Origin of the sequence: Fictibacillus phosphorivorans (assembly GCF_023715845.1) — a bacterium.
In the GTDB taxonomy this organism is placed as follows: Bacteria; Bacillota; Bacilli; order Bacillales; family Fictibacillaceae; genus Fictibacillus; species Fictibacillus phosphorivorans_D.
In genome coordinates this window covers 17373-28306 of the sequence record NZ_JAMBOR010000033.1, presented here as the reverse complement: position 1 = coordinate 28306, position 10934 = coordinate 17373, and the positions used below count along the sequence as shown (strand labels likewise).

Here is a 10934-nt window from a genome sequence, read left to right as displayed (position 1 = left end):
ATAAAGCGCCCATAATAAAAAGCCTCTGTGAAGAGGCTCATTGATGTTCATATGAAAATCCCTTAAGAATGGGACTCAATTGAATATTTCTCACAAAATTTATCTCCACTTTATTGACAGAAGTCCAGTAGCTCGTCGATTCTGAGCGGTACTCGAAGATTCTGAGCGAAATGAGGGTCATCTTGCGCGAACGTGTAACAGATTAAAAGAACACGTACCGTAAATTCTCCAGAGACTCCCTTCTACCAAAAAAAGAAGGCTGACGGGGTCAGCCATCCTTTCAGAAAACTATTTTAATTAAAAGAAGTGACCCAAACGTAATTGAACCTCCAAAATTGGATCAGCTCTCTCAACATTACTTATTTATTTAAATCCTGGATTCCCGGAGCATGTTCGTTTGGCATCTCAGGCATAGTCGGAACTGGATAACCGTCTGGAGGAGGGATAACCTGCAGGTTTCCACTGTTTCTGCTAGGTGATTCGCCTTGGAAGATCTCGCCGATTCTTGTTTCATCCAGTCTGAAGTTAAACTGGGCATTATGGAAGCCCAAATCTACATACTTTTTACATTCAGGATATTTGTTCAAATCATAGTTAGGGATCGGGAAAATTTTACCCCAATCTACACCAAGTGTTTCAAGTGCTTTTGCAAAAGCATTCTGATGCGCATTATCACGAACGATTAAGAACGCGATGGTTTCCCTTAATGTTTTATTTGAACTCATTTCATAAATTCTAGACTTTTGTAATACACCCGTTGATTCAAGCATGACGTTATTTAAAAGGTCAGCCACCAAGTTTCCATGACAATAAACCCATGATCCATTCCACGGGTTGCCGCCAGCATCTACTGGGAGTGAGGCTTGTGCACCCATGATGTAGTGGTGTGGATTTCCTGATTGAACAGGTTCGTCTAAAGGAGCTCCATCAGGGGCCGTATTTCCTGCACCGCCTTCGCCTGAACCGTTTAACAATTGGTTGATGGTGCTTTGAACCAATTCCACGTGGCTGAGTTCCTCTAAAAAGATACCTCGTATTAGATCTCTATACTTTTTATCTTTCCCTCGGAAATTGGCGCTTTGGAAAGAAAACTGCATCATTGTCCGCATTTCTCCGAATTGACCGCCAAGTGCTTCTTGTAATACTTTAGCAGCATCTGGATCGGGCTTGTCGGGTTGTATCAAGTTGATCAAATCTTCTCTGTAAAAATACATGTATTTAACACCCTTCCATTTTCATTTGATACTTCATTAGAGTTTGTTTAAATCTCATAAGTATAAGCGTCATGTTTTGGTAAGGGTGTTAAATGAAGAAAAAGGAAACATTCTATCATTTCCAACTTGTCCAAAAAGTGTTATTCTTAACAAAGTATTTTTTTCATCTTAGGAGGTTGGCGCCTTGTTAGATAATGCGATTATGATGGTCTGTATTATTTTATTAATAAATATTGTATATGTCTCGTTCTTTACAATACGGATGATTCTCACGCTTAAAGGGCAGCGGTATCTGGCTGCTTTTATAAGTACTTTTGAGGTTATTATATATGTTGTTGGTCTGGGATTGGTTCTTGATAACTTAAATGAAATCCAGAACTTGATTGCGTATGCAGTTGGTTATGGATTAGGTGTATTAGTTGGAATGAAGATTGAGGAAAAGCTTGCACTTGGATATACTACTGTTAACGTAATTACAACGGATCTCGTAGGAGGACTGCCGAATGCTCTTCGTAACAAGGGATATGGTGTTACGAACTGGTTGGCAGAAGGCCGTGAAGGGCAGCGTTTAATGATGGAGATCTTAACATCTCGAAAATCAGAATTGAACTTGTATAATACCGTTAAAGATTTAGATCCAAAAGCCTTTATTATTTCACATGAGCCTAAAGCATTCCATGGTGGATTTTGGGTCAAGGGTATCAGGAGGTAACAGATGGAGAAGAGACCATCTAAAAAGAAGTTTGCTGTTGAATCAGGAGAATCTATTTCCGATTGCTTGGATCGAATGGCAAAGGAAGGTTATACACCTGTCAGAAGAATGGAAGAGCCTGTGTTCCATGAAGTGAAACGTAATGGCAGAATGGAGCCGGAAGTGAAAGAACAGCGAATTATATTTGAAGGAAAACGGATAGATTAACCCTAAAACACGAACATTAAGTATACTATATAACTTAATGTTCGATTTTTGTTGACAAACGAAAACGACCATTGCTACAATGAAACCAGAAGAATAAAGCCCTCATATAATTTCGGGGATATGGCCCGTAAGTCTCTACCTGATGACCGTATATTTCATCAGACTATGAGGGAAAGCATCTTTCTGTTGTTATTTTAATGGATACGTATGTCCAGTTGGCTGCTTTCTCTCATTTTAGGGAGAAGCATACCAATTGGACTTTTTTATTTTTTCTGATAATAAGGAGGCTGCCATGGCTAAAGTAGGCGTGATCATGGGAAGTGTTTCAGATTGGGAGACAATGAAAGAAGCTTGCGATATTTTAGAAGAGCTGGAAGTTGCTTATGAAAAGCGTGTTGTTTCAGCACACCGTACACCAGATCTTATGTTTCAATATGCAGAAGAAGCTGAACAAAGAGGACTTGAAGTAATCATTGCAGGAGCTGGCGGTGCCGCGCACTTACCGGGTATGGTTGCAGCAAAGACCATCCTTCCTGTTATCGGGGTGCCGGTTCAGTCTAAAGCGCTTAATGGTCTTGACTCCCTTTTATCCATCGTTCAGATGCCTAAAGGCGTACCGGTCGCAACGGTTGCAATCGGAAAAGCTGGGGCTGCGAACGCAGGACTTCTAGCTGCGCAGATGGTAGCCGTTCATGATGAAGGAGTAAGACAGCGACTTAAAAAACGCCGGGCTAATGCCGAAGAGATGGCGATTGAAAGTAGTGAGCAGCTTGTATAAAACAATCAGACCACAGCAGACAATCGGAATTTTAGGCGGGGGACAGCTCGGACGCATGATGGCACTGAGCGCCAGAGAAATGGGTCTACGCGTCATCGTTTTAGAACCGGGTGAAGACTCGCCTTGCGGACAAGTGGCCGATCAGCAGATTATAGCTGGTTACGAAGATCGTGAAGGTATCCAGAAGCTTGGCCATCTAAGTGATGTTGTCACATACGAATTTGAAAACATAGATGCAGAAAGTGCGGGCTGGCTGGAGGAACATGCCTACCTGCCGCAGGGAAGCCGACTTCTTGCTGTCACTCAGCACCGCTTAAGAGAAAAAGAGACGTTAGTCAAAGCTGGCGTACCGGTCGCACCTTTCAGACCGGTATCAGCTCTAGATTCCTTAAGAGAAGCTATTACCCAACTCGGATTTCCTTCTGTCCTAAAGACGTGTCGGGGCGGTTATGACGGTAAAGGGCAATTCGTTATTAGACAGGAAAGCGATCTAGAAATAGCCGCTGGACTTTTAAATAAAGATTCAGATTGTGTTTTAGAGGCTTGGCTGGAATTTGAAAAAGAGATCTCGGTAATTTTAACAAGAAGTGTGAGTGGTGAGGTTAAATCGTTCCCGATAGCAGAGAATATTCATAAAGACAACATTCTGCATCAAACGATCGCACCTGCACGTATTTCGAAGCGAACTGCGGAACAAGCGGAGACATTAGCGGGGTCGATCGCAACGGAACTGGAGCTGGTTGGTACGCTTGCCGTAGAGATGTTCGTCACAAAAGGCGGAAGTATCTATGTGAACGAACTTGCGCCACGTCCGCATAACTCGGGTCATTACACGATCGAGGCATGTGAGACGTCACAGTTTGATCAGCATGTACGCGCGGTGTGCAACTGGCCGCTTGGCAATACAGACTTAATAAAACCAGCCGTGATGATCAACATCTTAGGTGAACATCATGAGACTGTGTTACATGAGATAGGAAAATTAGGAGAAGCGAAACTTCACCTGTATGGAAAGAAAGAAGCAAAAGCGAAACGTAAAATGGGACACATAACAGTCTTAGGCGATACAATCGAAGATGCGCTTGAAAAAGCTGATAAAGTGTCTAGCGTATTTTTTGAGAGAAAGAAGACGGAGGTACAAAAATGATTGAACGGTATACTCGCCCAGAGATGGGAGCTATTTGGACGGATGAAAACAAATACCAAGCATGGCTGGAAGTTGAGATCCTAGCATGTGAAGCGTGGGCGGAACTTGGAGAAATCCCTAAAGAGGATGTAAAAAAGCTTCGTGAAAATGCTTCCTTTGATATTAACCGAATCTTAGAAATCGAAGCAGAGACACGTCATGATGTTGTGGCGTTTACAAGAGCGGTTTCTGAAACTCTTGGCGAAGAGCGTAAATGGGTGCATTACGGCCTAACTTCAACAGACGTTGTAGATACAGCACTTTCTTATCTTTTAAAACAAGCAAACGACATCTTAGCGAAAGACCTTGATCGATTTGTTGAAATTTTAGGAGAGAAAGCGAAAGAGCATAAGTACACAGTGATGATGGGACGTACACACGGTGTGCACGCTGAGCCGACAACGTTCGGTTTAAAGCTTGCCCTATGGTACGAAGAAATGAAGCGTAATGTGGAACGCTTTAAGCAAGCGGCTGATACAGTTCGTTTCGGTAAGATCTCTGGGGCTGTTGGAACATATGCCAACATCGATCCTTTCGTTGAGAAATATGTATGTGAAAAGCTTGGATTAGAAGCTTCACCGATCTCTACACAAACCTTGCAACGCGACCGTCACGCACACTACATGTCAACACTCGCTTTAATCGCAACAAGCATCGAGAAGTTTGCAACTGAAGTTCGCGGACTTCAAAAGAGTGAAACGCGTGAAGTGGAGGAATTCTTTGCGAAAGGTCAAAAAGGTTCTTCTGCCATGCCGCATAAACGTAATCCGATCGGTTCTGAAAACATGACAGGGCTCGCTCGTGTGATCCGTGGGTACATGATGACAGCTTACGAGAACGTGTCACTGTGGCATGAGCGCGATATCTCGCATTCATCTGCTGAACGTGTCATCCTGCCGGATGCGACGATCGCATTGAACTATATGCTGAACCGTTTTGGCAACATCATCAAAAACTTAACGGTGTTCCCAGAGAACATGAAGCGCAACATGGAACGCACATACGGGTTGATCTACTCACAGCGCGTTCTATTGAAACTCATCGACAAAGGCATGGCACGTGAAGAAGCGTATGACACTGTACAGCCAAAAGCGATGCAAGCATGGGAAGAAGGCGTACAGTTCAGAACACTAGTAGAAGCTGAACCGAAAATCACAGAAAAATTAACACCTGAAGAAATCTCAGAATGCTTTGATTACAGTTACCATCTGTCACACGTAGACACGATCTTCGACAGACTAGGACTTTAAAGGTTTTAAATAAAAGAAGAATTGCTTTTTTAAATGGTTAATGTTTGAACATTATTGAAAAGTTGGTTGGAGTGGAAGGTACGAGACTCCTGGGGGACAAGCGGGACAGGTGAGACTCCTAACGCGCAAAGCGCGAGGAGGCTCACCGCACGCCCCCCGGAAAGCGAGTACCTGCAACGGAAATCAACCTCTTTCAACTACGAAGATTAAACAAGCTTATTGCAGGACTTCAACTAAAAAGAGAGTGATCTATTGAGCTCTCTTTCTCTTTGCCTTTTTTAAAAGATTGAATATTGGGAATCTTCCCGTAATGGAGGGGTTAGAATGGAGAAGCTAGAGCAGTTGTATGAAGGAAAAGCCAAGAGAATCTACGCAACAACAGAAGAAAACATCGTATGGGTGAGCTACAAGGATTCAGCAACAGCTTTTAACGGTGAGAAAAAAGCTGAGATCGAAGGGAAAGGCAGACTAAACAACGAGATTTCATCCATTCTGTTCGAGCTGCTAAAAGAAAAAGGCATTGAATCTCACTTTGTGATGCGAGTGTCAGAAACAGAACAACTCGTAAAGAAGGTGGCCATCATTCCCTTAGAAGTAGTCGTGCGCAATATCGCAGCAGGTTCACTATCAAAGCGCACGGGGATTCCAGAAGGACAGATCCTCCCAAGAACGATTGTCGAGTTTTATTTCAAAAATGATGACCTTGGTGATCCGCTGATTACAGAAGAGCATATCGATATTCTTAATCTGGCTACAAAAGAACAGCTATCATTCATCTCTAAACAAGCCCTTCAAGTAAATGAGGTCCTGACTTCGTATTTTGTACAGCGAAAAGTGAAGCTTGTAGATTTCAAGCTTGAGTTCGGAATCGATCAAGATGGACAACTGCTCCTTGCTGACGAGATCTCTCCAGATACTTGCCGCTTATGGGATGCAGAAACAAATGAGAAATTTGATAAAGATGTGTTCCGCCGTGAACTTGGAAGTTTAACAGATGCTTATGAAACTATTTTAAAACGTCTAGGAGGCCTATCATGTACAAAGTAAAAGTTTATGTGACGCTAAGAGAAAGTGTATTGGACCCGCAAGGAAAGGCAGTTATGCATTCACTTCATAAAATGGGACAGTCGGAAGTTGAAGACGTGCGTATCGGCAAATATTTGGAGCTGACACTTCAAAAGGGCGACTACGACCTAGATGAAAAAATCGTTAGCATGTGTTCTAAATTATTATCCAATCCGGTTATTGAGGACTATCGGTACGAGGTGGAGGAGGTTGTTGCACAGTGAAGTTTGCAGTAATCGTATTCCCAGGATCGAACTGTGACACAGATATGTATCATGCTGTAAAAGACGAGCTCGGAAGTGATGTTGAGTACGTATGGCATGATGCATCAGACTTAAGTGGATTTGACGGTATTTTACTACCAGGCGGTTTCTCTTATGGAGACTATTTACGCTCTGGTGCCATTGCTCAATTTTCAAATGTGATGAGTGAAGTGGTTAGGGCAGCAAAAGAAGGCAAGCCAGTTCTTGGTGTTTGCAACGGATTTCAAATTTTGCTTGAAACAGGTTTACTTCCTGGAGCGATGCGCCGTAATGAATCGCTGAAATTCATCTGCCAGCCGGAAGAGCTTGTGGTTATGAACGACCAGACTCTTTTTACCTCTCAATATGAAAAAGGTGAAGTGATCTCTGTTCCAGTCGCACATGGAGAAGGCAACTACTATTGCGATGAAGAGACGCTCAAGTTGTTAAAAGAAAACGATCAGATTGTTTTTACCTATGCGAAGAATCCGAACGGATCTGTTGAGGATATTGCCGGAATTACGAATCAGGAGGGCAATGTACTTGGGATGATGCCGCACCCGGAACGCGCTGTTGATGAGCTGTTAGGAAGCAAAGACGGACTGAAGTTATTTCAATCAATCGTGAAGAGCTGGAGGGAACGCTATGTCGCTGCAACATGAACCAACAAGTTCTCAAATTAAAGAACAAAAATTATACCGTGAAATGGGCTTAAGTGATTCAGAGTTTGAATTAGTAGAAAAGATTATTGGAAGACTTCCAAATTGGACGGAAACTGGATTGTTCTCTGTTATGTGGAGTGAACATTGTTCTTACAAAAATTCAAAACCTGTGCTTTCAAGGTTCCCGACAAAAGGAGAGCGTGTGCTGCAAGGACCTGGTGAAGGTGCTGGGATCGTCGATATCGGTGATGGTCAGGCGGTTGTGTTCAAGATTGAATCACATAACCATCCATCGGCGATTGAACCGTATCAAGGAGCGGCAACTGGGGTTGGCGGAATTATCCGTGACGTATTCTCCATGGGTGCACGTCCGATCGCTATGCTGAACTCCCTGCGTTTTGGTGAATTGGATTCTTCTCGTGTGAAATATTTGTTTGAACAGGTTGTAGCCGGGATCGCAGGCTACGGAAACTGTATCGGTATTCCAACAGTGGGCGGAGAAGTTCAGTTTGATCCGTCATACGAAGGTAACCCGCTTGTTAACGCCATGTGTGTCGGTTTAATCGATCACAAGGACATTAAAAAAGGTCAGGCAAAAGGTGCTGGCAACTCTGTCATGTACGTTGGAGCAAAAACGGGACGCGACGGTATCCACGGTGCGACATTCGCATCGGAAGAATTATCTGAAGCATCCGACGAGAAGCGCCCAGCGGTTCAAGTTGGAGATCCGTTCATGGAAAAGCTTGTGATGGAAGCATGTTTGGAATTGATCCACAACTGTGATGCACTCGTTGGTATTCAAGATATGGGTGCGGCTGGCTTAACGAGTTCTTCAGCTGAGATGGCAAGTAAAGCAGGAATGGGAATCGAGATGAACCTTGACCTGATTCCGCAGCGTGAAACAGGTATGACTGCTTACGAGATGATGCTTTCTGAATCCCAAGAACGCATGCTTTTAGTTGTAGAAAAAGGCCGCGAGCATGAAGTAGAAAAGATTTTTGAAAAGTGGGATCTCGACTGTGTAACAGTAGGAAAAGTTATTGAAGAAAAAGTGTTGCGTCTTACACATCAAGGTGAGGTCGTAGCAGATGTACCAGTAGACGCCCTTGCTGAAGATGCACCGGTTTACCAAAAACCTTCAAAAGAGCCGGTCTATTATGGGGAATTTCAAGGGCAAGAGGATTATATTCCACAGGTTACTAGCTTCAAATCTACGTTGCTATCGTTACTTGAGCAACCGACGATCGCGAGCAAAGAGTGGGTTTATAACCAATATGATTATATGGTGCGCACAAATACAGTTGTAGCGCCGGGGTCTGATGCGGCAGTCGTGAGAATCAGAGGAACAAAAAAGGCACTTGCGATGACAACGGATTGTAATTCACGCTACTTGTACTTGGATCCGGAAGTTGGCGGGAAGATCGCTGTAGCTGAAGCGGCTCGTAACCTTGTATGTTCAGGGGCGAAGCCATTGGCAGTAACGGACTGCTTAAACTTTGGTAATCCAGAGAAGCCTGAGATCTTCTGGCAGCTTGAAAAATCGGCTGACGGTATGAGCGCGGCATGTACGAAACTTGAGACTCCTGTAATCGGAGGAAACGTCTCTCTTTATAACGAAACGAACGGTGTAGCGATCTATCCGACGCCTGTTATCGGAATGGTCGGTTTGATTGAAGATACAGAGCATATTGTAACGCAAACCTTTAAAGAGGCAGGAGACATCATCTACCTGATCGGAGAAAGCAAGCCTGAGTTTGGCGGAAGTGAACTCCAGAAGATGAAAGAAGGACGCATTTTCGGCAAAGCGCCTCACATCGATCTAGAAGTGGAAGAAAGCAGACAATGTGACCTTTTAGCCGCGATTCAAAAAGGGCTTATCGCTTCAGCGCACGATGTAGCAGAAGGCGGACTTTCAGTAGCACTGGCTGAATCCGTGATGGACGGAAAAGTTGGGGCGAGCGTAACACTAACAGATGAGCCGACCGGAAGTCTTTTCGGTGAATCTCAATCTCGCTTCTTAGTAACGGTAAAACCTGAAAATCAAGATGAGTTCCAACAACTTGTGAAAGATGCAAAAATCATAGGGTTTGTACGTTCTGAGAGCGGTCTTGCGATTGATAACGAGCAGGGTGAAGAGTTATTATCCTGTACGCTCCAGGAACTGCAAGACGCCTGGAAAGGAGCAATTCCATGCTTGCTGACATCAAAGGTTTAAACGAAGAATGTGGCGTATTTGGTATCTGGGGTCACCCGGATGCCGCGCAGTTAACATATTATGGCCTTCATAGCCTACAGCATCGCGGGCAAGAAGGTGCTGGAATTGTTGTAACGGATGGAGAACGCCTCCGCACACATAAAGGGAGCGGTCTTGTAAATGACGTTTTTAGTAAAGGTGAGTTAGAAGGTTTGGTTGGACATGGTGCGATTGGCCATGTCCGGTACTCAACAGCTGGAGGAAACGAGCTTGCTAATGTTCAGCCGCTCTTGTTTCGCTCACAAACGAGTTCACTCGCATTAGCGCATAACGGAAACCTTGTAAATGCCAATGCATTGAAACATCAGCTTGAATCTCAAGGAAGCATCTTTCAGACAACATCAGATACTGAGGTTTTAGCGCATCTTATCAAACGAAGCGGTTATTTTACGCTAAAAGAAAAAGTACAGAACGCTCTTACGATGTTAAAAGGGGCGTATGCGTTTTTAGTCATGACAGAGAACGAGATGATGGTAGCGTTAGATCCGAACGGCTTGCGTCCTTTGTCTCTTGGCATGCTTGGCGATGCTTATGTGGTAGCTTCAGAAACGTGTGCATTTGATGTAATCGGCGCAACATACGTACGTGACGTGCAGCCTGGCGAACTATTGATCATCAACGAAGAAGGTTTAACAGTAGACCGTTTTTCAACTTCCGTACAGCGCTCTATGTGTTCGATGGAATATATTTATTTTTCAAGACCTGACAGCAATATTGAAGGAATCAACGTTCATGCTGCACGAAAAAGTCTTGGGAAGAAGATGTTTGAGGAAGCACCGGTTGAAGCAGATGTTGTAACAGGTGTTCCAGATTCAAGCATCTCAGCAGCAATCGGTTATGCGGAGGCATCAGGTATCCCTTATGAGATCGGCTTGATTAAGAACCGTTATGTAGGCAGAACTTTCATCCAGCCTTCACAAGAACTGCGTGAACTTGGAGTAAAGATGAAGCTATCACCTGTTCGCGGGATTGTTGAAGGCAAACGTGTCGTGATGGTGGATGACTCGATCGTGCGAGGTACGACGAGCCGCCGTATCGTAAAGATGCTGCGTGCCGCGGGCGCAACAGAGGTGCATGTGAGAATTACAGCACCACCTATCGCTCATCCGTGCTATTACGGAATCGATACATCGGAACGTGCAGAACTCATCGCCTCTAAACATTCAGCTGATGAGATCCGTGAAATTATCGGAGCTGATTCTTTATCTTTTATTTCTGTTGAAGGATTGATGGACGGGATTGGACGCTCTAACGCTGAACCGAACTGCGGGCAGTGTCTAGCATGTTTTACTGGCCGTTATCCAACAGAAATTTATCCAGATACAGTTTTACCATATGAAAAAGAGCTTGTTTAAAGGGGGAGA

Annotated in this window: 11 protein-coding genes and 1 riboswitch; of the genes, 10 read left to right on the top strand and 1 reads right to left on the bottom strand. The window is 44.0% G+C overall.

Annotated elements, in window-relative coordinates; translation table 11 throughout:
• Nucleotides 1-359: 359 nt before the first annotated feature.
• Entirely contained in the window at nucleotides 360-1214 is an 855-nt protein-coding gene (locus M3206_RS17965) for a manganese catalase family protein (RefSeq protein WP_251313890.1), read from the bottom strand.
• 205 nt (nucleotides 1215-1419) lie between these two features.
• On the opposite strand from M3206_RS17965, the gene M3206_RS17960 reads away from it, so the two are divergent.
• The 10 genes from M3206_RS17960 (at nucleotide 1420) to purF (ending at nucleotide 10925) form a co-directional block, all read left to right on the top strand.
• Nucleotides 1420-1926, top strand: a complete 507-nt coding sequence (locus M3206_RS17960) for a DUF2179 domain-containing protein (RefSeq protein WP_425590747.1) — start codon at nucleotides 1420-1422, stop codon at nucleotides 1924-1926.
• A gap of 3 nt (nucleotides 1927-1929) precedes the next feature.
• On the top strand, nucleotides 1930-2133 hold the full coding sequence (locus tag M3206_RS17955) for an NETI motif-containing protein (RefSeq protein ID WP_251313888.1): 204 nt from the start codon (nucleotides 1930-1932) through the stop codon (nucleotides 2131-2133).
• Nucleotides 2134-2215: 82 nt separating this feature from the next.
• A riboswitch (purine riboswitch) is annotated at nucleotides 2216-2319 on the top strand.
• Between the two features lie 106 nt (nucleotides 2320-2425).
• Nucleotides 2426-2911 (top strand): 5-(carboxyamino)imidazole ribonucleotide mutase, encoded by a 486-nt coding sequence (purE, locus tag M3206_RS17950; RefSeq protein WP_251313887.1) that lies wholly within the window; start codon nucleotides 2426-2428, stop codon nucleotides 2909-2911.
• On the top strand, nucleotides 2895-4058 hold the full coding sequence (gene purK, locus M3206_RS17945; RefSeq protein WP_251313893.1) for a 5-(carboxyamino)imidazole ribonucleotide synthase: 1164 nt from the start codon (nucleotides 2895-2897) through the stop codon (nucleotides 4056-4058). Before purE ends, purK begins: the two co-directional genes overlap by 17 nt.
• Nucleotides 4055-5347 carry an adenylosuccinate lyase gene (purB, locus tag M3206_RS17940; protein WP_251313886.1) on the top strand — a complete coding sequence of 431 codons (1293 nt, stop codon included), beginning with the start codon at nucleotides 4055-4057 and terminating at the stop codon, nucleotides 5345-5347. Before purK ends, purB begins: the two co-directional genes overlap by 4 nt.
• 324 nt (nucleotides 5348-5671) lie before the next feature.
• Complete coding sequence (gene purC / locus M3206_RS17935; protein WP_251313885.1) at nucleotides 5672-6394, top strand: phosphoribosylaminoimidazolesuccinocarboxamide synthase; 723 nt, start codon at nucleotides 5672-5674, stop codon at nucleotides 6392-6394.
• Nucleotides 6382-6636, top strand: a complete 255-nt coding sequence (purS, locus tag M3206_RS17930; RefSeq protein ID WP_130297262.1) for a phosphoribosylformylglycinamidine synthase subunit PurS — start codon at nucleotides 6382-6384, stop codon at nucleotides 6634-6636. Before purC ends, purS begins: the two co-directional genes overlap by 13 nt.
• A complete protein-coding gene (purQ, locus tag M3206_RS17925) occupies nucleotides 6633-7316 on the top strand; it encodes a phosphoribosylformylglycinamidine synthase subunit PurQ (RefSeq protein ID WP_251313884.1) in 684 nt (227 codons plus the stop codon). The genes purS and purQ overlap by 4 nt, the downstream gene beginning before the upstream one ends.
• Complete coding sequence (gene purL, locus M3206_RS17920) at nucleotides 7300-9531, top strand: phosphoribosylformylglycinamidine synthase subunit PurL (protein ID WP_251313883.1); 2232 nt, start codon at nucleotides 7300-7302, stop codon at nucleotides 9529-9531. Before purQ ends, purL begins: the two co-directional genes overlap by 17 nt.
• Complete coding sequence (purF, locus tag M3206_RS17915; protein ID WP_251313882.1) at nucleotides 9507-10925, top strand: amidophosphoribosyltransferase; 1419 nt, start codon at nucleotides 9507-9509, stop codon at nucleotides 10923-10925. The genes purL and purF overlap by 25 nt, the downstream gene beginning before the upstream one ends.
• Nucleotides 10926-10934 lie beyond the last annotated feature (9 nt).

Coding starts and splice junctions, on each gene's coding strand:
- purB (WP_251313886.1), top strand. CDS start 4,055: ATGATTGAACGGTATACTCGCCCAGAGATGGGAGCTATTTGGACGGAT.
- purS (WP_130297262.1), top strand. CDS start 6,382: ATGTACAAAGTAAAAGTTTATGTGACGCTAAGAGAAAGTGTATTGGAC.
- purF (WP_251313882.1), top strand. CDS start 9,507: ATGCTTGCTGACATCAAAGGTTTAAACGAAGAATGTGGCGTATTTGGT.
- M3206_RS17965 (WP_251313890.1), bottom strand. CDS start 1,214: ATGTATTTTTACAGAGAAGATTTGATCAACTTGATACAACCCGACAAG.
- purC (WP_251313885.1), top strand. CDS start 5,672: ATGGAGAAGCTAGAGCAGTTGTATGAAGGAAAAGCCAAGAGAATCTAC.
- M3206_RS17960 (WP_425590747.1), top strand. CDS start 1,420: ATGGTCTGTATTATTTTATTAATAAATATTGTATATGTCTCGTTCTTT.
- purE (WP_251313887.1), top strand. CDS start 2,426: ATGGCTAAAGTAGGCGTGATCATGGGAAGTGTTTCAGATTGGGAGACA.
- purL (WP_251313883.1), top strand. CDS start 7,300: ATGTCGCTGCAACATGAACCAACAAGTTCTCAAATTAAAGAACAAAAA.
- M3206_RS17955 (WP_251313888.1), top strand. CDS start 1,930: ATGGAGAAGAGACCATCTAAAAAGAAGTTTGCTGTTGAATCAGGAGAA.